Raw genomic sequence first — 24,312 nt, 5'->3', positions numbered from 1 at the left:
TTCAGGCGTGGCTTCTCAAATCCTTCGAGGGCGGCAATGGTCATGACAGGGCTCCGAATCATGGAAGCCCCATGGAATCAGATCAACCGCAATCCCTAAAGCGCGTTAACCCGAGTTCGAAGCCCTGGCCGTCGTTCCCGGTCCATTGCAAGGCAGTCGTTCTACCGCTACTGCCATCACCGGAACTGAGCCGGGTAATCAATGAAGCTGGTCAGCTACAACATCCAGTACGGCTTTGGCAGCGACGGCCGCTATGATCTCGCGCGGGCGGCGCGCGTCGTTGCCGGGGCCGACATCATCGCCTTGCAGGAGGTGGAACGGCACTGGCTGCGCAGCAACGAGGACGACCAGCCGGAAATTCTGTCCCGGCTGCTGCCCGGCTATCACTGGGTCTATGGCCCGGCCTTCGACATGGACGCCAGCGAACAGCGCGACGGCCGTGTCATCAACCGGCGGCGGCAATTCGGCACCATGGTGCTGTCGAAGCTGCCGATCGTCTGGTCACGCCTGCACACGCTGCCGCTGCGCCGCACAGTGCGTCCGCTCAACACCCGCAACGCAGCGCTCGAATGCATGATCCGCACCCCTGCCGGTCCGGTGCGGGTGCTGTCGCTGCATCTCGCCCACATCGCCGCCCAGGAGCGGCTGGAGCAGATCGACTATCTGCTGGCCGAGCATCGCCGGACCCCGTCCGACGGCGGTCCGTGGAGCGGCGTCGACGATGAACCCATGCGCAACTGGAGCAATGGCGAGCCGGAGCCGGAAAACCCGCTGGCGGCGATCTGGCTGGGCGATTTCAACATGGAGCCGGGCAGCGCCGAATACCGGCGCATCGTCGGCGACACGCCCTATCATCGCGGCGCGGCCTATCTCGACGGTTTCGTCGATGCCGCTGCCGTCGCCAGCGAACCGGCTGCGGACTTCCACACCCATGTGAAGGTGATTGACGGCAAGCTGACAAAGCGCCGACTCGACCATTGCTTCGTCGGCGGCATGTTCGCCGGGCGCGTGCGCTCGGTCAGTGCCGATCTCGGCGAAATCGCCTCGGACCATTTTCCGCTGCGGGTCGACATCGACTTGGAAACGCCGACCACCGCAGCGCCCGGAGGCGGATGAGCCAGCAATGACCTTGTTTGTGTTCTTCGCGGTGCTTGCCGCCGCCGCCATGCACGCGAGCTGGAACGCGTTGGTCAAGGTCCATCTCGACCGCTTCCTGTCGATCACGCTGATGACGCTCGGCATGGGCACCGCCGCCCTTCTGGTGCTGCCCTTCGTCGAGTTCCCGAAAGCGGAGGTATGGCCGTACATCCTCGCCTCTGTGGTCTTCCACATGGGCTACCGGACGTTCCTGATCGGCGCCTACAAGGCTGGCGATTTCGCCCAGACCTATCCGCTGGCGCGCGGCACCGCGCCGCTGCTGGCAGCACTTGGCGGCATGGTGGTCGTTGCCGAAGTTCCGACGCCGCTGGCTATTCTCGGCATCGTCCTGCTGTCGGCCGGAACTCTGGTGCTGTCGTTTCGCGGCGGCGCGCATCTGGAGAAGCTCAACCTGCGTGCGGTCGGCTTTGCATTGGGCACATCGATCTTCATCGCCAGCTACACGCTGTCCGACGGCAGCGGCGCGCGGTTGGCCGCTACCGCGGCGAGCTATGCGGCATGGCTGTTCGTTTGCGACGCGCTGTGGGCGCTGGTGCTGTGCTTCATCTTCCGCGGGCTGCCGGCGCTGCCGTTGCTGGCGCGCGACTGGAAGGCGGGGGCGTTCACCGGCGTGCTCAGCGGCGCCGCTTACTGGATCGTGATGTGGGCGATGACCAAGGCACCGATCGCCTCGGTGGCGTCGCTGCGCGAAACATCGATCCTGTTTGCCATGATGATCTCGGTGTTCGCGCTCGGCGAGAAGATGACGGGATGGCGAGGTGCCGCCGCGCTCAGCATCGTCGCCGGTGTTGTGGCATTGCGGCTGGGATAGACTACGCGCCTATCCCGAGGTCGAAGACCATCAGTCCATCGGTGCCGCCTTCGAGCGCGGCGACCAGGCGGGCGCCGGCCCGCTGATGAGCCTCATGTACCAGGTAGGCGTCACGCGCAGCGGCGTCGCGAAAGCCGATGGTGAAGCCGTGCGTGAAGCCGCGGGCGAACGGTTCGGGGCTGACATTGGCGCCGAATTCAACCTTGCCCATGCCGTCGATCACCGACCGCAGCGCTTCAAGATCAGCATGGATCGCCGTCCGCTCGGCGTCGGCGACGTTGTCGCGGAATCGAGCGAAGACACAGTGCCTGATCATTTTTCTGCCTTTCCGTTCACGCCGCTGTTCCTGTCGCCTGGTTGCCGGAAAACACGGCCGGCGGCAGCGGCTCGCGGCAAAGGATCAGATCGGCACCCTTTTCGCCGACCATGATCGTCGGCGCGTTGGTGTTGGAAGAGGGGATGCGCGGCATCACCGAGGCATCGCAGATGCGCAAGCCCTCGATGCCGCGCAGCCGGAGGTCGGGCGTCACCACCGCCATGCCATCGTGACCCATACGGCAGGTGCCGACAGGGTGATGGTCGGTCTTGGAACTGCGGCAGGCATAGTCGAACAGCTCGTCGTCGCTCTGCAAAGCGGGTCCCGGCAGCACTTCGCGCAGCACGTAGGGCTGAAGCGCCTTCTGCCGCATGATCTCGCGCGCCAGCCTGAGCCCCTTGATCGACATGTCGCGATCGTAGGGATCGGACCAGTAATTCGGGTCTATCAGCGGGTGGTCGGCGGGGTCGGCGCTGTTCAGCCGCACCGTGCCGCGCGAGCGCGGCCGCAGGAAGGCCGAGTTCAGCGTCACGCCCGGATTTCGGAGCTTCTCGACACCGGCCTCGATGCCGGAGCCGAGGCCGAGATGGAACTGAATGTCGGGCGAGGCTGCGGTCGGGTCGGCGTACCAGAAGCCGCCGGTCTCGAACAGGCTGGAGGCCACCGGCCCCTTCTTCAGCAGCAAATATTGCAGGCCCGCCCACACTGTCCGGTGCAGCTTGGCGTAGTTGTCATAGGTGTGGTCGCCGGTGCATTCGGCAATGACGAACAGGTCGAGATGGTCCTGCATGTTGGAGCCGACGCCGGGCAAGTCATGCAACGGCGTCACGCCGACCGATTTCAGATGGTCGGCCGGGCCGATGCCCGACTGCATCAACAGCTTCGGCGAGCCGATCGCGCCGGACGAGACGATCACCTCGCGGTCGGCGCGCAGGATTGTCGGCTGGCCGCCCGGCCTGTCGACGATCTCGACGCCGACGGCGCGGCCCTTGTCGATGACGACACGCGTCACCAGCACATCGGTCCTGACGGTCAGGTTTTTTCGCGCGCGGATCGGCTTCAAATAGGCGACCGAAGCCGAGGAGCGCCTGGCGTCCTTCTGGGTGAGTTGATAGAAGCCGACGCCCTCCTGGCTCGCGCCGTTGAAATCCGGGTTGAAGGGGATGCCCATTTGCTGCCCGGCGCGGAAATAGGCCTCGCAGATCGGCAGCGGCGCGATCGGGTTCGAGACGCCGAGCGGGCCCTGGTCGCCGTGAAAATCGTTGGCGTAGCGCTGATTGTTCTCGGCCCGCTTGAAATAGGGCAGCACGTCGCGGTAGCTCCAGCCGGCAAGGCCTTCTTCCTTCTCCCAGGCGTCGTAGTCGCGGGCATTGCCGCGCGTATAGATTTGGGCGTTGATGGACGAGCCGCCGCCGACCACCTTGGCCTGCGTGTACCAGAAGACGCGGTCCTTCATGTGCTTTTGCGGAACGGTCGACCAGCCCCAGGAGGCGATGCCCTTGGTCATCTTGGCGAAACCCGCCGGCATGTGGATGAGCGGATGCCAGTCCTTGCCGCCGGCCTCGAGCAACAGCACCTGATGCGACGGGTCTTCGCTCAGCCGGTTGGCGAGAACGCAACCGGCCGGGCCGGCGCCAACGATGATGTAGTCGGTCATTGTCTCATCCGTTCAGAGCCGCGGCACCGAGAGCGCGCCGTCGACATTGATGATCGAGCCGGTCGAAAAGGCGAGCCTGCCGCCGGCAAGGGCGGCCACCACGGCGCCGATATCGGCGGCTTCGCCCCAGCGCTTTGCCGGCACCAGCCCGGCGTCAATCAGCGCGTCGTACTTCGCCGTCACTCCAGCGGTCATGTCGGTGCGGATGATGCCCGGCCGCACCTCGAACACGCCGATATTCTCGGCGGCTAGTCTGAGCGCCAGGTTCTTCACCCACATCGAAAGCCCGGCCTTGGAGATGCAGTAGTCGGGTCGTTCCGGCGAGGCCATTTCGGCGCTGACCGAGGTGATGGTGATGATCGATTTCGGACGATCGCCCGGCATGGCCGGCATCGCCCTGGCGACGGCCTGGCTGAGGAACACGGTGCCGCGCAGATTGATGTTGAGCGTGCGGTCGAAATTTTCCGGCTTCAGGTCCAGAAGATCACCGCGCACGACGGCGCCGACGCCGGCATTGTTGACCAGGCAATCGATGCGGCCGAAAGCGTTCAGCGCGGCATCGACCAGTGCGGCATGGCCGCCGAGATCGGCGATGTCGCAGCTGACATAGGCGAATTTCGCGCCGCGTGCGGTGATGTTGGCGGCAAGCCCATCGGCGGCCTTGTCGGCGAGATCTGCGATGAGGATGTCGAAGTCCGCATCGGCGAGCGCCTCGGCACAGGCAAGGCCGATGCCGCGCGCGCCGCCGGTGACGATGGCCGCAGGGCGGGTCATGGGGCGAGCTCCGTCTTGCGGATGTGGTCGGCGACGCGCAGCGCCTGCGCGGCGATCGACAGTGCCGGGTTGACCGCTGCCGAGTTCGGCAGGAAGCCGCCGTCGACGACAAAGAGGTTCTGGTGGTCGAAGGACCGGCAGAATGGATCCAGCGGCGCGGTCGCCGGATCCGTGCCCATCCTCACCGTGCCGCACTGGTGCGACGGCGTACGCTTGTCGAAGGGCCGCGACAGCACGATCGGATAGCCGCAGGCACGGAAATTCTCGCGCATCGCCTTCGTCAGCCCGTCGAGCGACTGCATGTTGGAGCGCCGCCACTGCATGACGATGTCCTTGCCGTCGACCATGATGCGGCTTTCGGGATCAGGCAGGTCCTCGCACATCAGATACCAGTCGACAGCATGGCCGGCCATGAAATCCAGCGCGAATTTGGGCGCCAGCCTGACATTGGCCCTCAGGATGTTGCCGTCGATCTTGCCCAGAAGCTGGACGTTGCCGAGCGGCTTGCCGCCCTCGCCGTCGGACAGATAATAGTCGTTGAGCATCAGCGTCTTCTGGTAGACGGACGTGTTTCGGCGGCGTGGGTCGATCGCCAGCATGGCGCTCGAATTGTGGTTCATGAAATTGCGGCCGACCTGGTCGGAACGGTTGGCGAGGCCCTTGCCTCCTCCCTTGCCATTGTTGGGGGAGGGCGAACGCAGCAGGATGACGGCTGAGTTGACTGCGCCGGCGGAAAGGATGACCAGCTTCGGCGCAACCTTCTTCAGCACCCCGTCTTGGCGGTAGTGGACGGCGGCAATGCTTTTACCGTCGCTCGCGGCTTCGAGATATTCGACATGGGCGCCGGTCTCCAATCGGATATTCTGGTCGGCAAGTGCTGCCGCCAGCGGACCCGATTGCGCATCGACCTTGCCGGCGCCGGTGTTGGGGAAAGCATCCCAGGGCGTGCTGCCATCTTTCAGCCAGGCCTCGATGTCGACGCCAAGCGGCAGCGACGCCGGATGCAGGCCGAGGCCTTTGAGCTCGGCGCGAGCGCGGGCAATGGGTGCTTCGTCGGGCACAGGGGCGAAGGCGTAAGGGATCGAATGGAACGGCTCCGTCGGGTCTTCACCCAGCGCGCCGCGCACGCGGAAAAGCTGTTCGGCCTTCGAGTACCAGGGCTCGAACTCTTCATATGAAAACGGCCAGGCCGGCGAGACGCCGCCATAGTGCTCCATGGCGGAAAAGTCTTCCTTGCGGTAGCGGATCAGTACCGCGCCATAGAATTTCGAGTTGCCGCCCACATAGTAGTAGTTGCCGGGGTTGAATGCCGCACCGCCGGCCTCGCGCCACATCTCCTTTGGCCGGTAATGGCCGTTGACGAAGATGGCGCGCGTGTCGCGCGTATGCGGTGTTGCCGGCAGCAGCTCGCCGCGCTCCAGCATCAGGATATTCGCACCACTGCCGGCAAGGCCGGAGGCGATCGTGGCGCCGCCGATGCCGGAGCCGATGATGACGATGTCTGGATTTGCCATGGTCTAGACGATGCGGTTCTCGGTCGCCGGATCGAAGAACACCGCCTTGGTCAGGTTGAAGGCGAGCGGCGTGACCGTGCCTGGCTGGATGTTGGCGTCGGCGCGCAGCCGTGCCACCACGGCCTTGCCGCCGAGATTGGTGACTGCGAAGGTGTCGGATCCTGCCGGCTCGATCACCTCGATATGGCAATCGGCAGTGGCGATGTTTGATGCGTTGCGCTCGGCCCCTTCCGGATCGGTCAATGCTTCCGGGCGAACGCCGAAGATGACCGGCTTACCCTGGAACGCCGACAAGCCGGCGGGCGCATCGGCCAGCGGCAACGAGATCGGTTCGCGCGCGTCGCGCTGCAGCACCACCGAGAGCGCATTGCCGTTGCCGCCGATCGTCGCCGGCACCAGGTTCATGGCTGGCGAGCCCATGAAGTCGGCGACGAACAGATTGGTTGGGTTGTTGTAGATTTCGGCCGGCGTGCCGAATTGCTGCACCTCGCCGTCGCGCATCACCGCGATCTTGGTCGCCAGCGTCATTGCCTCGATCTGGTCGTGGGTGACGTAGACGATTGTGGTGCCGGTGGTCGCGTGCAGGCGCTTGATCTCGATGCGCATGTCGACGCGCAGCTTGGCGTCGAGGTTGGATAGCGGCTCGTCGAACAGGAACAGTTTGGGGTCGCGCACCAGCGCCCGGCCCATGGCGACGCGCTGGCGCTGGCCGCCGGAAAGCTGGCTCGGCTTGCGCTGCAAGAGGTGGCCGATCTGCAGGACCTTTGCCACCTTGTCGATCGCCTTTTGGCGCTCGACGGCCGGCACGCCGCGCATCTCCATGCCGAAGGAGATGTTTCCGGCGACCGTCATGTTCGGATAGAGCGCGTAGCTCTGGAACACCATGGCAATGTCGCGCTTGGAGGGGTGGAGATCGTTGATCGTCCGCCCGTCGACGCGGATCTCGCCTTCGGTGATGGTTTCCAGACCGGCGATCGTGTTGAGCAGCGTGGACTTGCCGCAGCCGGACGGGCCGACCAGCACCAGGAAACCGCCCTTTTCGAGATCGACGTCGATGCCCTTCAGGATCTCGACCGATCCGAAACGCTTCTTCAGCCCGTCAATTTCCAGAAAAGCCATGGTCAATCCTTAGACAAAAAGAGGTCATCCCTTGACGGCGCCCGCCATCAAGCCGCGCACGAAGTAGCGGCCGGCGACCACGTAGACGAGAAGGGTGGGCAGGGCGGCGATCATCGCCGCCGCCATGTTGACGTTGTATTCGATGACGCCGGTCGAAGTGTTGACGACGTTGTTCAGCGCCACCGTCATCGGCATCACGTCGCCGGAGCCGGCATAGGCGGAGGCGAACAGGAAGTCGTTCCAGATGTTGGTGAACTGGTAAATCACCGTCACCACGATGATCGGCAGCGAGTTGGGCAGCATGATGCGCCGGAATATCTGGAAGAAGCTGGCGCCGTCGACCTGTGCCGCCTTGATCAGTTCGGTCGGGAATGCCTCGTAATAGTTACGGAAGAACAGTGTGGTGAAGCCGAGGCCGTAAACGACGTGGACGAAGACGAGGTTGACGGTCGAATTGCCGAGGCCGAACGAGAACCCAGTCGCGTTCTGCAGCGTCGCACCGAACCGGCCGAATCTGCCGAGGATCGTTGCCATCGGCAAGAGGACCGACTGGAACGGGATGAAGCAGGCAAACAGCATCAGCGCGAACACCAGCGTCGCCCCGCGAAAGCGCCACTTCGTCAGCACATAGCCGTTGAGCGCGCCGAGCAGGGTCGAGATGATGACCGCCGGAACCACCATCTTGATCGAGTTCCAGAAATAGCCCTTCATGCCGACACAGGTCAGGCCCGAGCAAACTTCGCTCCACGCCTTGATCCATGGCTCGAAGGTCGGCGCCTGCGGCAGCGCCAGCATATTGCCGTTCTGGATCTCGTCCATGGTCTTGAACGAGGTCACCAGCATGACGAACAACGGCATCAGGTAGAACAGCGCAAACAGCGCCAGCAGCCCGTAGATGACGATGCGATTGACGGTCCTGGCACTGATGCCGCCGGTGACCTGGCGGGCGGGTGTGGCTACGGCGCTCATCGCGGCCTCTCCCGGAGCTCGGAGTAGAGATAGGGCACAATGATCGCGGTGATGGTCATCAGCATGATCACAGCGCTGGCCGAGCCGACAGCCATTTCATTACGCTTGAAGGTGAACTCGTACATGAAGTTCGACGGCAGCCAGGCAGAACCGCCCGGCCCGCCGCTGGTCAGCGCGACGACCAGATCGTAGGACTTGATGGCAAGGTGCGCGAGCACGATGAAGGCCGAGAGAAAGATCGGCCGTAGCAGCGGGATGACGATGCGGCGGTAGAGCTGAAAGGTGGTGGCACCGTCGATCTGCGCCGCCTTCATGATCTCGCCGTCGATGCCGCGCAGGCCGGCTAAAAACATCGCCATGATGAAGCCGGAGGCTTGCCAGACGCCGGCAATGACCACCGTGTAGATGACGAAGTCCTTGTTCTTGATCCAGTCGAAATGGAAGCTCGTCCAGCCCCATTGGTGCAGCGTCTGCTCGAGGCCGAGGCCGGGATCGAGGAACCACTTCCAGGCGACGCCGGTAACGATGAAGGAAAGCGCCATTGGGTAGAGATAGATCGGCCTGAGCACGCCTTCGCCGCGGATCTTCTGGTCGAGCAGGATGGCCAGGAAGAGGCCGAGCGCCAGGCAGATGAAGATGTAGAGAAAGCCGAAAATGCCCATGTTAGTGATCGAGGTGTACCAGCTCGATGGCGGATCGCTCTCGAAGGTCCAGCGCCACAGCCGCTGATAGGCGCGCGGCCCGGTGATGGCATAGGACGGGAAGGTCTTGGAGTTGGTGAACGACAGATAGATCGTCCACAGGATGAAGCCGTAGACGAAGACGATGGTGATCGCAAAACTTGGCGCCAGCACGATCTTCGGCAAGGCGTCCTGCAGGTGCGAGCGCACCGAGGCGCCCGGGCGCGCATTATGCTCCGGCGTCAGCTTGATCTGGGTCGCGACCGTAGTCATGGGCTCCTCCCTTTCGGGTCCCTTCACCGCCAGGCGGGAAGGATAGCCCCGTCCAGACGGGGCGTGTTGGTTGATCGCCGGCGCCAGGGCATTGGCAATTCCGACGCGAGGCCGACCATCCTGGCTTGGTGGAACCTTCCCCGCCGGAGTGGGGAAGGTTCTCCATGCGTGGGTCCTACTTGGCGTCCTCGATCGCCTTGACCAACTCGGTCACGGCCTCGTCCGAGGTCTTGATCTGGCCGTGGACGAATTTCGAGACGACGTCCTTATAGGCGTTGGCGACCGCCGGAGGCGCCCCATAGCCTTGCGCGAGCGAGCCAAACAGCGTGCCGCCTTCATTGGCGGCCTTCAGGTCGGCCATGCCTTTCTTGCCGCAGGCGTCGAAGTCGGTGTCCGGCACATCGGTGCGGGCCGGAACCGAACCCTTGACGACGTTGAAGGCCGACTGGAAGCTCTTCGACAGGGTGGCGGTGGCCAAGGCGACCTGGGCGGCCTTGCGGTCGTCCGGAACGTTGAACATGCCGAACATGTCGGAGTTGTAGATCACGCTGCCGTCGGTGCCCGGGAAGCGGTAGCACAGGAAGTCGGTGCCCGGGGTCTTCTTGGCGGCGTTGAACTCGCCCTTGGCCCAGTCACCCATGACCTGCACCAGGGCATCGCCCTTGATGACCATCGCGGTGGCGAGGTTCCAGTCGCGGCCCGAGAAGTTCGGATCGACATAGGTGACGAGCTTGGCGAGGTTGTCGAACGACTTCTTCATCGTGTCGGACTTGAGCTGCTCCTCGTCGAGGTCGTTGAAGGCCTTCTTGTAGAACTCAGGCCCGCCGGTCGACAGCACGACCGAGTCGAACATGGTGGCTTCCTGCCAGTTCTGGCCTCCAAGCGCGAGCGGTATGACGCCAGCTGTCTTGGCCTTGTCGAGCAGCGCGACGAAATCGTCGAAGGTCTTCGGCTCGGTGCCGCCGATCTTGTCCATCACCGCCTTGTTGATCCACAGCCAGTTGACCGAGTGGACGTTGACCGGAGCCGCGACCCACTTGCCGTCATAGACCGAGAACTTCTGCAGCGCGGCCGGAACGGACTTGTCCCAGCCTTCCTTCAGTGCCGTCTCGGTCAGGTCGCCCATTACGCCGGCCGCGGCATAGTCGAGCACGGTATAGCCGAGCATCTGCGAGGCGGTCGGGTAGTTGCCCGCCGCGACCATCGCCTTCAACGCGGTCATCGCGGCGTCGCCGCCGCCGCCGGCTACCGGCACGTCCTTCCAGGCATAGCCTTCCTTGGCGAGGTCTTCCTTGAGGACGTTCAGCGCAGCAGCTTCGCCGCCCGACGTCCACCAATGCAGCATCTGGACTTCCTTGACGTCCGCGGCATGGGCCGCGAAAGCAAAGCCCGACGCGAGAGCCGTTCCGATAAGAAGTTTGCGCAACATGTACTTCCTCCCTTGTTGCAGTCACACGACCGGTGGATGCCCACCGGGTTCTTCCCAACTCAGCCGACCCACCATCCGGTGCGTTGGCCGCGATGAAACTGGATAGTCTTTTCCTCGGTATAATCCTCGACGGCGCGCTTGCCGAGTTCGCGTCCCAGGCCGGACTGCTTGTAGCCTCCGAAAGGCAGTTCGGGATAACCTTCCATGAACGTGTTCACCCAAACGGTTCCCGAGCGCACACTCCGCGCCACCGACATGCAGGTGTCGATGCTAGCGCTCCAAACGCCTGCCGATAAACCATAGGGCGTGTTGTTGGCGATGCGCAACGCCTTTTCAATCGATTCAAAGGTCAGCACCGAGAGCACCGGGCCGAACACTTCCTCCCGCGCAATGGCCATGTCCTCGGTCACGTCGCGAATGATGGTCGGGTCAAGATACTGGCCGGCATTCGAGGCGAGTTGTTTGCCGCCACTATAGACGCTGCTTCCATCGCTCGCCGCAGCAGTTACATAGCCGGCTACCTTGACCAAATGATCGGCGGAGATCATTGCACCGACCTTGGTGCTGATATCGAGCGGGTCGCCGACGGTCACCTTGGCGGTGAGCGCCTTTACCATTGTGAGGAAATCGTCGGCGATCGCCTGGTGGACGATCAGCCGGCTGCCGGCATTGCAGCATTCGCCGGCGTTGAAGAAACCGCCGAAGACCGCGGCGTCGGCGGCGGCTTCGAGATCGGCGTCGGGAAAGACGATCTGGCCGTTCTTGCCGCCGAGCTCCATCGAGACTTTCTTCAGCGATTGCGCGGCCGCGGCCATGGTCATCCTGCCAACGCGGGTGGAGCCGGTGAACGACACCATCTCGACCAGCGGATGGCTCACCATCGCTGCGCCGACATCGCTGCCCAGGCCGGCGAGGATGTTGACCACGCCATTCGGCAAGCCGGCCTGCATCAGGATCTCGCCGAGCACGAAAGTCGAGGCTGAGGTCATCTCGCTCGGCTTGACCACCGCCGTGCAGCCTGCGGCGAGCGCAAAAGGTAGTTTCTGGCTGACGATCAGGAACGGGAAATTCCATGGCGTGATGATCGAGACGACGCCGATCGGTTCGCGCAGCACCACGCCCAGCATGGCGTCGCCGAGGTTGGCATAGGTTTCGCCGTGGAGCGTGCGGGCGAGTGCTGCCGCATAGCGCCAGATGTCGCCGGCGCCGCCGACCTCGCCGCGCGCCTGGGCGATCGGCTTGCCGGATTCCAGCGCATCGAGCCGGGCGATCTCCTCGAGCCGTGCCTCGATCAGGTCGGCGGCCTTGAGCAGGATGGCGGCTCGCTCTGCTGCCTTCATACGAGGCCACGGACCGGTCCCAAATGCCTTGTGCGCGGCGGTCACCGCCGCCTCGACTTCCTGCGCGCCGGCTTGCGCATAGCGCGAAACGGTGAAGCCATGGCCGGGGCTCTTGCGCTCCAACGTGCGACCGTCGCGGGCGTCGACGAACTTGCCGTCGATCAGCAGCCGGTAGGTTTTCGGTGCAGCGGCTGCCTCGGCGGGCATGGCGATCTTGAGGGGCAAGTTCATGTGAGTCCAGGTTCCGCTCGCATTCTAGGATCTTGAAAAGGCTGGTTTCTGCTTGGTCTTGAAAGCGTCGACGCCGGCCTTGAGGTCGCCGGTCAGCGCGATGAAGCCGCTGGCCAGCGCCTCTGTCGCAGCGGCGCTTTCCTCGCCTTCGGCAATTGCGATCATCAGCTTGGCGGCTTCGGTTGCCAGCGGGCCGCGCTCGGCGATCTTGCCTGCCCAGGCCCTGGCTTCGGCATGTGCCTTGCCTGTCTCGACAACCCGGTCGACGATGCTCAAAGCCAGCGCCTCGGCCGCCAGGAACATCTCGCCGCCGAGCGCCATGCGGCGCACCGCCTGTGCACCGAAGCGACGCACGGCGCGCTGTGTGCCCGACCAACCGGGGACCACGCCGATCGAAGTTTCCGGGAAGCCGAGCTTGACATGCGTTTCCGCTACCCGGAAGTCGCAGGCCGCAGCCAGCTCCAGCCCGCCGCCCAGCGCATGGCCGGACAGCACGGCGATTGTCGGTTGCCGCAGCCGCGCCAGCCGGTCGAAGACGCGATGGCCATAGCGTACCCATTGCAGCTGGAAATCGGCAGCGCTCATTTGGGACCATGCTTCGACATCGCCGCCGGAGCAAAAGCCCTTGCCTTCGCCGCGGACCAGCACGACGCGCACGCCATCGGAGACCTCCGCCTCGTCGAGCGCGGCATCCAGCGCCCGCAGCATCGGGATATCGAGCGCGTTGAATTTCTCCGGCCGGTGCAGCGTGACGATGCCGATGGCGCCGTCAGCTTCAAAGGTGACAAGACGTTCAGACATGAGCGCCTCCAAGCGAGGCGGTGCCATTGAGCGACAGCCCGATCGGCCGGTCCCGGTAGAGTGCGTCCGGCGTCACCTTCAAATCGTTGGCGAACCCGAGCGGGATCTCGGCCTGCGCCAGCACATCGCGCTGAAGGTCGATGCCCGGCGCGAGTTCCGTCACCATCAGCCCTGCGGGCGTCAGCTTCATCACGCAGCGCTCGGTGATGTAGGTGATGTCCTGCCCCTGCGTGACGGCGCGCTTGCCCGAAAAGGAGATGTGCTCGACCTCGCCGACCAACTTCTTGACCTTGCCTTCCTGGTCGATGCGTATGCCGCCATCGGCGAGTGAAAGCTTGGCGCCGGCATTGAAGAATCCCGAAAAGACGATCTTCTTCGCCCGCGCGGTGATATCGACGAAGCCGCCGGCTCCGGCGGTGACATGCGGCCTTGCCGAAAGCTTCGACACATTGACCGAGCCGTGGCGATCGATCTGCAGGAAGGACAGCAGCGAGGCATCGAAGCCGCCCGCCTGAAAGTAGATGAACTGGTGCGGCGAGGGCATGAAGGCGTCGGCATTCGACGAGCAGCCGAACTTGAAGTCGAGCAGCGGCACGCCGCCGACCGCTCCCTGTTCGATCACCCAGGTAACCTTGCCGTGCTGGCCTTCCTCGAGAAGGATGCGGGGCACGTTGGCCGAGATGCCGAAACCGATGTTGACGGCCATGCCGTCGCGCAACTCCATGGCGACGCGGCGAGCGATCACCTTCTGGACGTTCATCTCGGCGTTGCGGAAGCTCGACAGCGGCCGGAAGATCTCGCCTGAGATCGCCGGGTCGTAGGGCGTCAGCGTCGTCTGCAACTGGTCGGGCGCGACAACGATATGGTCGACCAGCACGCCGGGCACGCGCACGTCATGCGGCTTCAGCGTGCCGTTCTCGACCACGCGCTTGACCTGCGCGATGACGATGCCGCCATTGTTGCGGGCGGCCAGCGCCTGTTCCAGTCCGCCCAGATACGCGCCCTCATGCTCATAGGTGAGGTTGCCGCGCTCGTCGGCGGTCGTGGCGCGGATGATTGAGACTTCAGGCACGATCGAACGGAAATAGAGCCACTCCTGGCCGTCGAACTGCTGCACCGAAACGATCGGCTCGCTGGCGGCCTCGTTCATGGCGCAGCCCTGATGGCGTGGATCGGCAAAGGTGTCGAGGCCGACCTTGGTCAGCACGCCGGGGCGCTTGGCGGCGGCCTCGCGATGCATGTCGAACAGGATGCCGGACGGCACGTTATAAGCGGCGACTGAATTGTCGCCGATCATCTTCCAGATCTGCGGTGGCTCGGAAGATGACGGGCCGGAGGGATAGGAGCCGCACAGCGTGCGCTTCAGAAGACCGGGCTTGGCCAGATGGTCGATGCCCTTGATGCCGTACATGTCGCCGGCGGCGATCGGATGCAGCGTCGTGATGTTCTTGGGATGGCTTTCCGCGTCGAAGCGTTCGCCGATGGCGGCAAGCACCGCGTCCGGGCAGCCAAGACCACTCGACGACGACACGGAAACGACCACCCCGTCCTTGATCAGGCTTGCGGCCTGCGCTGCGGAGAGGAGCTTGGTCACGTTGCGCTCCCGAGTTTTGGATCGATTGCGACTGATTTGCCGGACTTCGCGGATTGCAATGCCGCTTCGGCTGACGTCAGCGACCAAACACCGTCTTCGCCAGTGGCCGATGGCTGGCCTTCGCCACGGATCGCCGCATGGAACTGGCGCAGGGAACGGGCATAAAGATCTTCGCGATCGAAGCTCAGTTCCTCCTCGCCTTCGGCGGCGCGCAGCAGCACGGAGCCAATCGGCCTCTGGGTCATGACATCTTTCGCAATCAGCGAGCCTTCACTGCCATGCACCTCGAAGCCGGTGCCGGCAAATTTCGTCGTGAAGCCCTCATGCGATTGGGCGACTACGCCCGACCTGAAGCGCCAGATGCACATGGCGCCGTCTTCCAGCCCGCCGGCGGCCATACCGGCGGACTGCGTGAACGCCGAAATCTCGACCGGATCATCGCTGAGGACGAAGCGCAGCGTGTCTGCATCGTGGACGGTGATGTCGAGCACGACACCACCGCCGGCTTCCGGCTTGGTGATGCGCCAGCCCTGCAGGTTTTCAGGCAAATAGACGGAGTGGAACACGCGCGCCGCGATCGGCTTGCCGATGCGGCCGGCGGCAATGGCTTCGCGCATGGCGCGATGCGAGCCGGCATTGCGCAGGTGGTGATTGGTGCCGAGTACCATTCCGGCCGCTTTGGCTGCGGCAACCATCTCGCGCGCGTCGGCGCTGGTCAGCGCCAGCGGCTTTTCGCACAGAACATGTTTCCCCGCCCTGATGGCGGCAAGAGCCTGTTCGAAATGCAATTCGTTGGTGGTCGAGATGTAAACGGCGTCGATGCCGGAACTGAGCAAGCCGTCGAGGGTCGAGACAGCAAGCGGAATGCTGTTTTCTCCGGCGTAGGCGGCAGCGCGCTCCGGGCTGGAGCTCATCACCGCGGCGATCTCGCCATCGGCCTGAGCGCGGATGGCGCTGATCATGAATTGTCTTGCGATCGTGCTGGCGCCGATCAGTCCCCATCTGACGGTCATGCCGCGTCTCCCAATCCCGCACGACGATCTGGGCCGCAGCTTTCCCGGACGACGAGATTGACCGCGCCGATATGGTCCTCGGCCCGGGTGGTGCGCGACTGGATCATCTTCAGCATGACGTGGGCGGCACGCTCGCCAAGGCCTGCCGAATCCACCGCGACGCTGGTCAGCGCCGGCATGTAATGCTCGGCCTCGACCACGTCGTCGAAGCCGACGACGGCGAAGTCCGTTCCGGGCTCAAGTCCGCGCTTGCGCAGCGCCAGCAAGACACCAAAGGCGACCGCGTCATTGAAGCAAAGGGCTGCAGTCGGCGGCTCAGCCATGGCCAGCGCCGTATCCAGGCAGGCAATGCCACCCTTGCGACTGGTTTCGCCTTCGAAAACGAGTGTGTCGCGGGCGGTGATACCGAGCACCTCGCAGGCTTCGCGAAAACCGCCCAGCCGTTCGTGATAGACCACCAGGTCGGAGGAGCCACCGAAGAAGGCCAGCCGGCGATGCCCCTTGCCGATCAGATGGGCGGTGGCGAGATAGGCGCCGCGATGATTGTCGGGCGCAATCACCGGGATGCGGCTTTCGGGAAGGCGGCGCATGGCGAAGACGACCGGAACGCCCGCTGTCTCCAGACGGCGGAAGGCGCCCGGCGCCGTGCCGCGTGCCGGCGAGACGATCAGCCCGGCGACGCCTTGTTCCATCAGCGATTTCAGAACTTCTTCCTGACGCACCGGGTTCTCCGCCGTGTTGGCGATGAACGGCACAATGCCCGCCGACTGGAAGACGCGCTCCATGCCGACTGCCAGTTCGGCGAAAAACGGATTGGTGAGATCGTTGATGACCATGCCGATGACATTGGAATGGGCCTTGCGGAGGTTGGCGGCGCCGCGGTTGTAGACATAGCCGACATCCTCGATCGCCTTGCGAACCTTGACCGCGGTTTCAGGCCGGATCAGCCCGCTGCCCTGCAGCACGAGCGACACCGTTGACTTGGACACGCCCGCCTCGCGGGCGATGTCGAGTATCGTCGCCTTGGCCCGGCTGGCCATCCAGATGCATCCTCCCTGTTCGAATTTATTGGAACGTTCTAATCCCTGTCGCAGACGTGAGTCAATCTGGATTTTTCTGAGGCCGAAGTCGATATTCTGTGTCAAAAATGACGCTTGGCTCGTTCGATGAGTTAGAGTCAGACTCTTGACTTATTGGAACGTTCCATCTGATAGGCGGGGAAGGGAGAGCGTCATGGACATCACCTTGCCCGAGGAGGGCGGTCGCAGCACCCGTTACCGGCTTGTCGGCCAGCCGGTGCAGCCGGTAGTCGGCGCACGGTTTTCGCGCATCGCCTATGCCGCTGCCCATGTCGTTGCCGATCCCCTAGTGATGACCGGGGTCGAGGCCGGTGATCGACTGGGAGCGCACGATGGCGTTCCGCCATCATCTGTGGCGGCTCGGCTTCCGCATCGCCGAGGCAATGGACACTTCACAGCGCCGCATGGGTTTCGACTGGGCAAACGCCAGAGAATTGATCCGCCGCTCGATCGCCGAGGCGTGAACCGTGGCGGGCGCCGATCTCGCTTCGGGTGCCGGCATCTGGCGTCGAGCGCCGTCAACACACTCGGCGATGTCATCGCGGCCTACGAGGAACAGGTTGGTTTCTTGCCAATCAGGCCGGTCTGCTTGACCCGGACCTAGCGTCATCAGGATGAAAAGCCTCTGCGCCGTAGCGGGCGTTTGAGCCGGCAATAATGTCGAGGACCAAACCAGCAACTCCACGGACGGAGTTATCGAACGTGCGATTGCCAGGTCTGCGGCGGCATGCACGCAGAGCCTGCGATACAAATGCAGACCGGATTGTTAGGATGGTGGGCGTGACAGGGATTGAACCTGTGACCCCTGCAATGTCAATGCAGTGCTCTCCCGCTGAGCTACACGCCCATCCGAAGCCGCGCATACACCATTTTTGATCCAGCGCGTCAATAGCCCGAAAAGGGAAAGAAAGGCTCGTCTTGTCGCGCGCTGAGGGCGCGCCAGGATGCCGTCAGAAACGCTTCAGGCCGCCTGCAGCATCTTTTCGACCTCGTTGACGAGGTCGCGCAGGTGGAATGGCTTCGACAGCACCTTGGCGTCTTTCGGCGCCTTGGAATCCGGATTGAGCGCAACGGCGGCAAAGCCGGTGATGAACATGACCTTGAGGTCGGGATCGATCTCCGTGGCGCGGCGGGCAAGCTCTATGCCGTCCATCTCCGGCATGACGATGTCGGTCAGGAGCAGCGAGAAGGGCTCCTCGCGCAACCGCTCGTAGGCGCTGGCGCCATTGTCGAAATCGCTGACCTGGTAGCCGGCACGCTCCAGTGCCTTGACGAGGAACCGGCGCATATCGTCATCGTCTTCCGCCAGCAGAATGCGTGCCATCATATCCCGTCCGAATCACCCGCCCCGACGCTGCCGTGGGCAAGCCCATTAACCATCCTGTATATGAGGATGTGAGGGTAAACATCAAGTGAACGATGGGAGCATAATCCTGATTTCGCAATGCCGTCAGGGGCGCTGAAATGCTGGACATGCGGCCAGCGAGATGGCAGTTTCCAATCATGATGCACTGGTGTTTCCGGGTTCGTTCAAATTGAAGACGGCAGCCGAGGATTTTTCGATCGTTCCACCCTTCGAAATCCGATTGGGCGCCGAGCAGCGCGTTCCCTTCCTCTTCAACTCACCGCACAGCGGCCGCTATTATCCCGACCGCTTCCTTGCCATGGCTCGGCTGGACCGAAACGCCATCCGCCGGTCCGAGGATTGCTACGTCGAAGAATTATTTGGCGGCGCCGTCGCGCTCGGCGCGCCGATGCTGGCAGCGAATTTTCCGCGTGCCTATCTCGACGTCAACCGCGAACCCTGGGAACTTGACCCACGTATGTTCGCCGAACCGGTGCCGTCCTTCTGCAACATCCGTTCGGCGCGGGTTGCGGGTGGGCTTGGCACCGTGCCCAAGCTGGTGGGGGAGGGGCTGGACATCTATGCCGGCCGCTTGCCTCTGGCGGAGGCCGTCGCGCGCATCGAGGCCGTCTACAAACCCTACCACGAGACGCTGAAGCGGCTGTTGACCAGAACCCATGCGAGGTTCGGTTTTGCTGTGCTGATAGATTGCCACTCGATGCCGGCGAGCATAAGGGTCGGCGACAACGGGTTGAGGCCGGATTTCATCGTCGGCGACCGTTTCGGCATTTCCGCCTCGGCGGCGCTGACCGAGAAGGCGATCGGTCTGCTCATCGGCATGGGCTATACTGTCGCCCACAACAAACCCTATGCCGGAGGCTTCATCACCGAACATTATGGCCGGCCGGCGCGCCATCTCCACGCGCTGCAAATCGAGGTCAATCGTGGGCTTTACATGAATGAGCGGACATTTCAGAAATCCGCCGGCTTCGACGCGCTCGCCGACGATCTGGCGCGATTCTCGGCCGACCTTATGGCGATGCCCGATCACCATTTTATCGATCTGCCGCTTGCCGCCGAATGATGCTGTCGCCGTCGTATGTCCCTCGACCCCCGGGAGCATGCATCGGATACGCGGCAGCGTAAAAAAAGACCGCATCGTTTGCACGACACGGTCGAAGTCTAGGGAGGAAACGCCCAAGGAGGGCATGAACAGGAAAACCTGTCCGAGAACAAAGGTATTGTGCGCTGCACAAATGTCAAGCGGACTTCAGCCTTTTTTAATTCACTATGATGTGGAAATTGCATTTCGATGACGCTTGCGTGACATTCTGGCAACAGTTGCGGCTGCTTTGAGCGTTTCCACGCCTTGTTTCGGCGGGAAATCAGCGGCAAACAACAGCGTGCTGCAACGCGGGAGAATCAGTTGGACGTCAGCATCGACTTCATGCGGCGCATTGCGCATGCCGCTGCCGCCGAGACCTTGCCACGCTTCCGCAGCCAGGGCGCTGTGACCAACAAGGAGGCCGGCAGCTTCGACCCGGTCACCGAGGCCGATCGTGAGGCAGAGCGAGTCATTCGGGCGCTGATTGGAGCGGAGTATCCCGATCACGGCATTCTCGGCGAGGAGCATGGCAGCGAGAACATCTCGAGCCGGCATGTCTGGGTGATCGATCCGATCGACGGCACGCGGGCTTTCATTTCGGGCCTGCCGGTTTGGGGAACGCTGGTCGGATTGACCGTCGACGGCGACGCTGTCGCCGGCATGATGTCGCAACCCTTCACCGGCGAGCTTTTCTACGCCAATGCGTCCGGCTCTCATTACGAGGGTCCGGGCGGGCCGCGAAGACTGGCGACGCGCAAGACGACTGACCTAGCCAAGGCGACCCTGTTCACCACCACGCCGGCGTTGTTCAAAGGAGAAGCGCGCAGGCGCTACGACGAGTTCGAGCTGCAGGTCCAACTCGCCCGCTATGGAACCGACTGCTATGCCTTCGCCATGGTCGCGGCGGGAAGCGTCGATATCGTCGCCGATCCGGGACTGAAACCGTACGACATCGTGGCACTGATCCCAATCATCGAGAAGGCCGGAGGCGTCGTCACCACCTTCGAAGGTGGGCCGGCAGAAAAAGGTGGCGACATCCTGGCAGCGGCGACACCGGAACTGCATGCCGCCGCGATGGCTGCGCTGCGCGGCTGAGCATCCGGTGCGCCTAAGCGTCTGTTTTGCGCAATTGTGGATGGAAAACCGTTACGCACTTTTCCTGGAATTGCTCTAAGCGTTCGCGAGACGCAGGCCTCGCAGAATGAGCACGAAGGAGATGAGGCCGGTCGGCGCGGACGAATACGCGACGCCTTTGATCACGGCTTCCTGAAAGGCGCTCCCGTGGAAAGCTCCGGCTGCCAACGGCATTGTCTCGTTGCCGGCCCCCAAGGCACTGGCGATCAGGTAGGCAGCCAGGATGGCCAAAGCGGAATAGATCAGGAGCCAGAACGCAACCCGCGACATCGCTGCGCCGAGATTGAGTCTGGACCACGTGAGACCAAGTGCCAGCAGGAGAACGCCCTCCAGGGCGCTGAGCGTGTGCGCGGACAGTCCGAGCCGCGGTGCGGCGAGATACGGGATTGCGAACCCTTCGAGTGACGAAAACAGCAGCAGGGCGACACCAATCTGCAATAGGCGATGCCCCTGACGTGATAGCGTGTTCGATGCGTTCATCTCCCGATCCTTGTCGACCGGCGTCTGACCTCTTTAGCCAGCAACTAGCGCGCGACACCGAAACGGGAATAAGGCGTCAAACTGCGCCGGGGTGCTGCAGGCGGAGCGGTCAAACAGCGTCGCCGGTTCCTGGAATGAACGCATCGAAGGCCGCGAGAAGCTGCTCGCGGTAGAGATCCTTCTCCTGAAGGATCTCGTGATGCGCGCCGTCGATCATCAGGAGCGAGCCAACGCGCAGCCGTCTGGCATAAGCTTCCACCGCCTTGGTCGAGACGACCTGGTCGGCGCCGGCGGCGATCACCAGCAAGGGAACCTGGACCCTGGCCATGAAGTCCGGATCGCTGATCGCTTCGGACGCTTCCGCGGCCGCTTTCAACCAGCGGATCGTCGGGCCGCCGAGCGCCAGCTGCGGATAGGCCTCATAGATCTTGGTGTTGCGCCGATACCGCTCCGGGTCTGATGTCACCTTGTTGGAGGCAAACGGCACCGTCTCCTTCGGTCGTGGGCCCCAGGCGGCATAAAGCCGGCCAAGGCCCAGGAAACAAAACAGTGAGCAGACGCGGCGAACGGTTGTTATCGACACCGGCAGGTCGGGCAGGGTCAGGAATGGCGCGATCAGCACCATGCGCCGCACCCGGTTGACCATCGACGGCGCGGCAAGCAGCGTCACCACAGCGCCGGCCGAATGGGCAAGGATATAGTACGGCCCGCGGCAGTCGGGCAGCACAATCTCCTCGAAGAACTGTTCCAGATCGCTGGTGTAATCGAAGAAGCTGCGGACATAGCCGCGCTGGCGGTCGCGGATTAGCCGGTCGGAACCCCCTTGGCCACGCCAGTCGAAAGTGGCAACGCCAAGGCCACGATCTGCAAGGTTGCGAATGGTCTCGAAATATTTTTCGATGCACTCGTTGCGGCCGGTGAGGACGACAACGGTGCCCTTCATCGGGCGTGCCACCGCGGGAAACAGGCCATAGCGGATCTTCTTGCCGTCACGGGTGACAAAGAAGCCGCCGGCCGCGTTTTCCGGTAGCGGATTGCCTGGAATTTCGTGGAAGAGGTCCGTCATTCGGCGCTGCGTTTGGTGTGTCGTTGCCTGCATTGGGGTGCAAGCTCGGCTAGGTTGATAGACGCCAATGCGCGAAAAGCAAAGGAATTCCGGGCGGATGCGAAGGCCCCGGCCATGTGAGAGCAACGAGCAAGGCCGGAAGCAGCCTGCGGCGCGCTTCCGGCCTCTGTCGATCCGGGAGGAAGGGACGTTACACCCGGTCGGCCTCGTCGCGGCGCCTCACGCATGACCCCGAAAATCGCAATCGATTTTCGGAAAGGATCATGTGCAATCAAAGTAATACAGCGTCCTTTACGCGTCCGAGAGGACGCGCGGCGCTGTAACCGCCGCTGTTGCTTGATCCGGGAATACCCTAGCGCCGCCTAGCTGAACGTCTGCCGAAGCCACGGTTCATCTGCCGTTCATCGACGATCAACCGGCCGAATTTTCGCTAACACGCAAAATCTTGAAATGCCTTCGCTTGCTCCCCAAATGTCTGATGCGGCCGCCAATGTCGGGGCCGCTGGCCCATCCGGAACGCCGTCAAGGGTTTCGCACCGGCCAAACGCAATCATGTTGCTCAACAGGAGAACACACCATGCGTCACGTTGATTTTTCCCCGCTTTATCGTTCGACCGTCGGTTTCGACCGGCTGTTCACCATGCTTGATTCGCTTGCCCAGCCCGAGAGCGCGCAGACCTATCCGCCCTACAACATCGAGCGCACGGGCGAGGACGCTTATCGCATCTCGATGGCTGTCGCCGGCTTCTCGGAAGACGAAATCTCGATCGAGGCTCACCGCAACGTGCTGACCGTCAAGGGTGAGCGTAAGGAAGAGGGCGATGGCGAGGGCTCGGAACTGCTTTATCGCGGCATTGCCAGCAGGGCCTTTGAGCGCCGCTTCCAGCTTGCCGATCACGTCGATGTCGTCGGCGCCACGCTGAAGAACGGCCTGCTCTTCGTCGACCTCAAGCGCAACATTCCCGAAGAGCTGAAGCCCCGCAAGATAGCGATCACCGCGTCTTCGGCCAAGGCCAAGCAGATCGAGGCCAAGACCGCCAACTAATGCCATAGCCTCCCAAGGCAAAAAGGCGGCGCTGAAAGGCGCCGCCTTTTTTTATTTGGTGGGATGTACCCGCTACCCTGCGATCAAGTGGCCAAAACGGTCGACCTCCTCGACTGTGGTGGCGAAGCTGGTGACGAAACGGTAGAGCGCTTCGTCCTCGCCGATATGGCCGTCGAAACCGTGCGGCTTGTGCCAGTCGAAGAACGCTGCGTCCGCCGCCTGAAGCCTCTCAACTTCGGCCTTTTTCATCACCGCGAAGACCTCGTTCGCCTGCGGCAACCAGGCCAGCCGCGCCGAGGGGGAATCCTCGATCGCCGCGGCAAGGCGCGCCGCCATGGCATTGGCGTGCCTCGCGGTGTCCAGCCACAGCCCATCCCTGAAATAGGCGTCGAACTGCGCCGCGACGAAGCGCGATTTCGAGAAGAGCTGCGCGGCGCGCTTGCGCAGGAAGGCCAGTTCCCCGGCGCGATCAAGATCGAAGAGCACAACCGCTTCGGCACACCAGCAGCCGTTCTTCGTGCCGCCGAAGGAGAGGATATCGACGCCGCTCTTCCAGGTCATTTCCGCCGGCGTCGTGCCGAGCGCGACCAGTGCATTGGCAAAGCGCGCGCCGTCCATGTGCAGCGGCAGTCTGTGATGCCTGGCGATTTCCGAAATCCTCGCGATCTCATTTTGCGTGTAGACAGTGCCGACTTCCGTCGACTGGGTGATCGATATCGCCATCGGCCTTCCGGAATGGACGATTTCAGGCGCGAAGCGACCGACGGCCCTTTCCAGATTGTTCGGATCGATCTTGCCCAGCGCGCCATCGACGCCATAGAGCCGTGAGCCGCCGGTGAAATATTCCGGCGCGCCGCATTCGTCCTCGATCAAATGCGATTCGCGGTGGCAGAAGGAGATGCCGCCCGGCTTGTTGTAGGCAGTCAGCGATAGCGAGTTGGCAGCGGTGCCGGTGGCCACGAAAAAAACCGCGACCTCGCGTTCGAAGATTTCATTGAAACGCCGGTAGATGGCCCGGTCGAGAGTGCCGTCGCCGTAGGCGGTGGAAAAGCCGCCGGCGTTGGCCGACAGGCCGGCAGCGATGCTGGGATGGGCGCCAGCCCAATTGTCGGAAGTGAAAATCATGCGTTTGCCTGTGCTGGGAAAATCGACGCGACCTTGGCCGCTTTCTCATGCCGATCGCAAGGGCCAGACGCTGGAAAAGCGGTAAAGCCACCGGTAAGGCTAGGAGACATGCGGCGATCGAAGGTTACGTTTTCAGTCCGTTTTGCGTAATTTTCTGTCGCGCAACGCCCAAGATTTTTGTGAATCAGTCTTGTGCACGCCCCTGATTTCTGTCATAAAAAATTTAGGACAGTAGTGCTGTCTTATTTTGTCGC

At 63.0% G+C, this 24,312-nt stretch carries 22 protein-coding genes, 1 tRNA gene and 1 pseudogene; 6 read left to right on the top strand and 18 right to left on the bottom strand.

Translation table 11 applies throughout. The features are described 5' to 3' along the window. Window positions 1-201: 201 nt before the first annotated feature. Complete coding sequence (locus tag EN859_RS16680) at window positions 202-1,116, top strand: endonuclease/exonuclease/phosphatase family protein (protein ID WP_127853981.1); 915 nt, start codon at window positions 202-204, stop codon at window positions 1,114-1,116. A gap of 7 nt (window positions 1,117-1,123) precedes the next feature. Next, entirely contained in the window at window positions 1,124-1,969 is an 846-nt protein-coding gene (locus tag EN859_RS16675) for an EamA family transporter (RefSeq protein ID WP_127853980.1), read from the top strand. A gap of 1 nt (window position 1,970) precedes the next feature. Here the strand turns inward: EN859_RS16675 and EN859_RS16670 are convergent, their stop codons facing one another. The 13 genes from EN859_RS16670 to EN859_RS16610 all read right to left on the bottom strand — a co-directional run bounded on the left by EN859_RS16670 (window position 1,971) and on the right by EN859_RS16610 (window position 16,719). Continuing rightward, a complete protein-coding gene (locus EN859_RS16670) occupies window positions 1,971-2,285 on the bottom strand; it encodes a Dabb family protein (protein ID WP_127853979.1) in 315 nt (104 codons plus the stop codon). Window positions 2,286-2,301: 16 nt separating this feature from the next. Beyond that, the gene (locus EN859_RS16665; protein ID WP_127853978.1) at window positions 2,302-3,942 is read right to left on the bottom strand and encodes a GMC family oxidoreductase N-terminal domain-containing protein; all 1,641 of its coding nucleotides are present in this window, start codon (window positions 3,940-3,942) and stop codon (window positions 2,302-2,304) included. 12 nt (window positions 3,943-3,954) lie between these two features. Continuing rightward, a complete protein-coding gene (locus EN859_RS16660) occupies window positions 3,955-4,716 on the bottom strand; it encodes a 3-ketoacyl-ACP reductase (protein WP_127853977.1) in 762 nt (253 codons plus the stop codon). After that, on the bottom strand, window positions 4,713-6,230 hold the full coding sequence (locus EN859_RS16655; RefSeq protein WP_127853976.1) for a GMC family oxidoreductase: 1,518 nt from the start codon (window positions 6,228-6,230) through the stop codon (window positions 4,713-4,715). The genes EN859_RS16660 and EN859_RS16655 overlap by 4 nt, the downstream gene beginning before the upstream one ends. Before the next feature lie 3 nt (window positions 6,231-6,233). Then, window positions 6,234-7,349, bottom strand: a complete 1,116-nt coding sequence (locus EN859_RS16650) for an ABC transporter ATP-binding protein (RefSeq protein WP_127853975.1) — start codon at window positions 7,347-7,349, stop codon at window positions 6,234-6,236. A gap of 24 nt (window positions 7,350-7,373) precedes the next feature. Then, window positions 7,374-8,318, bottom strand: coding sequence for a carbohydrate ABC transporter permease (locus tag EN859_RS16645; RefSeq protein WP_127853974.1), 945 nt, complete (start codon window positions 8,316-8,318; stop codon window positions 7,374-7,376). After that, window positions 8,315-9,271 carry a sugar ABC transporter permease gene (locus EN859_RS16640; RefSeq protein WP_127853973.1) on the bottom strand — a complete coding sequence of 319 codons (957 nt, stop codon included), beginning with the start codon at window positions 9,269-9,271 and terminating at the stop codon, window positions 8,315-8,317. The genes EN859_RS16645 and EN859_RS16640 overlap by 4 nt, the downstream gene beginning before the upstream one ends. 175 nt (window positions 9,272-9,446) lie before the next feature. Then, window positions 9,447-10,700 (bottom strand): ABC transporter substrate-binding protein, encoded by a 1,254-nt coding sequence (locus tag EN859_RS16635; protein ID WP_127853972.1) that lies wholly within the window; start codon window positions 10,698-10,700, stop codon window positions 9,447-9,449. A gap of 59 nt (window positions 10,701-10,759) precedes the next feature. Further along, window positions 10,760-12,271, bottom strand: coding sequence for an aldehyde dehydrogenase family protein (locus EN859_RS16630; protein ID WP_127853971.1), 1,512 nt, complete (start codon window positions 12,269-12,271; stop codon window positions 10,760-10,762). Between the two features lie 24 nt (window positions 12,272-12,295). Beyond that, on the bottom strand, window positions 12,296-13,072 hold the full coding sequence (locus EN859_RS16625) for an enoyl-CoA hydratase/isomerase family protein (protein WP_127853970.1): 777 nt from the start codon (window positions 13,070-13,072) through the stop codon (window positions 12,296-12,298). Further along, window positions 13,065-14,666 (bottom strand): acyl CoA:acetate/3-ketoacid CoA transferase, encoded by a 1,602-nt coding sequence (locus EN859_RS16620; protein WP_127853969.1) that lies wholly within the window; start codon window positions 14,664-14,666, stop codon window positions 13,065-13,067. The genes EN859_RS16625 and EN859_RS16620 overlap by 8 nt, the downstream gene beginning before the upstream one ends. Beyond that, window positions 14,663-15,679, bottom strand: a complete 1,017-nt coding sequence (locus EN859_RS16615; protein ID WP_127853968.1) for a Gfo/Idh/MocA family oxidoreductase — start codon at window positions 15,677-15,679, stop codon at window positions 14,663-14,665. Before EN859_RS16615 ends, EN859_RS16620 begins: the two co-directional genes overlap by 4 nt. Beyond that, complete coding sequence (locus tag EN859_RS16610) at window positions 15,676-16,719, bottom strand: LacI family DNA-binding transcriptional regulator (protein ID WP_127853967.1); 1,044 nt, start codon at window positions 16,717-16,719, stop codon at window positions 15,676-15,678. Before EN859_RS16610 ends, EN859_RS16615 begins: the two co-directional genes overlap by 4 nt. A 193-nt stretch (window positions 16,720-16,912) precedes the next feature. Here EN859_RS16610 and EN859_RS16605 point away from each other — a divergent pair. Next, window positions 16,913-17,329 (top strand): annotated as a pseudogene (locus EN859_RS16605) (DUF993 family protein); the annotation flags it as partial. 201 nt (window positions 17,330-17,530) lie between these two features. Here EN859_RS16605 and EN859_RS16600 read toward each other — a convergent pair. After that, window positions 17,531-17,605, bottom strand: a tRNA-Val gene (locus tag EN859_RS16600). Window positions 17,606-17,719: 114 nt separating this feature from the next. Further along, entirely contained in the window at window positions 17,720-18,082 is a 363-nt protein-coding gene (locus EN859_RS16595) for a response regulator (RefSeq protein ID WP_006199474.1), read from the bottom strand. 163 nt (window positions 18,083-18,245) lie between these two features. Here EN859_RS16595 and EN859_RS16590 point away from each other — a divergent pair, with 163 nt between their 5' ends. Next, complete coding sequence (locus EN859_RS16590; protein WP_127853966.1) at window positions 18,246-19,187, top strand: N-formylglutamate amidohydrolase; 942 nt, start codon at window positions 18,246-18,248, stop codon at window positions 19,185-19,187. Window positions 19,188-19,529: 342 nt separating this feature from the next. After that, window positions 19,530-20,303 (top strand): histidinol-phosphatase, encoded by a 774-nt coding sequence (hisN, locus tag EN859_RS16585; RefSeq protein ID WP_127853965.1) that lies wholly within the window; start codon window positions 19,530-19,532, stop codon window positions 20,301-20,303. A gap of 75 nt (window positions 20,304-20,378) precedes the next feature. On the opposite strand, the gene EN859_RS16580 is transcribed toward hisN, so the two are convergent. Both EN859_RS16580 and EN859_RS16575 read right to left on the bottom strand, forming a co-directional pair. Then, complete coding sequence (locus EN859_RS16580) at window positions 20,379-20,822, bottom strand: hypothetical protein (RefSeq protein WP_127853964.1); 444 nt, start codon at window positions 20,820-20,822, stop codon at window positions 20,379-20,381. Window positions 20,823-20,931: 109 nt separating this feature from the next. After that, on the bottom strand, window positions 20,932-21,888 hold the full coding sequence (locus tag EN859_RS16575) for an alpha/beta hydrolase (RefSeq protein WP_127853963.1): 957 nt from the start codon (window positions 21,886-21,888) through the stop codon (window positions 20,932-20,934). Window positions 21,889-22,465: 577 nt separating this feature from the next. Between EN859_RS16575 and EN859_RS16570 the strand changes: the two genes are divergently transcribed. Then, the gene (locus tag EN859_RS16570; protein ID WP_127853962.1) at window positions 22,466-22,933 is read left to right on the top strand and encodes an Hsp20 family protein; all 468 of its coding nucleotides are present in this window, start codon (window positions 22,466-22,468) and stop codon (window positions 22,931-22,933) included. A 72-nt stretch (window positions 22,934-23,005) separates the two neighbouring features. Here the strand turns inward: EN859_RS16570 and EN859_RS16565 are convergent, their stop codons facing one another. Continuing rightward, a complete protein-coding gene (locus EN859_RS16565; protein WP_127853961.1) occupies window positions 23,006-24,058 on the bottom strand; it encodes a low specificity L-threonine aldolase in 1,053 nt (350 codons plus the stop codon). Window positions 24,059-24,312: the final 254 nt, after the last annotated feature.

It is taken from the genome of Mesorhizobium sp. M00.F.Ca.ET.216.01.1.1, from assembly GCF_004010325.2.
GTDB lineage: Bacteria > Pseudomonadota > Alphaproteobacteria > Rhizobiales > Rhizobiaceae > Mesorhizobium.
Note: the sequence above shows the minus strand (reverse complement) of the source record. Positions and strands in the feature narration are given on the sequence as shown.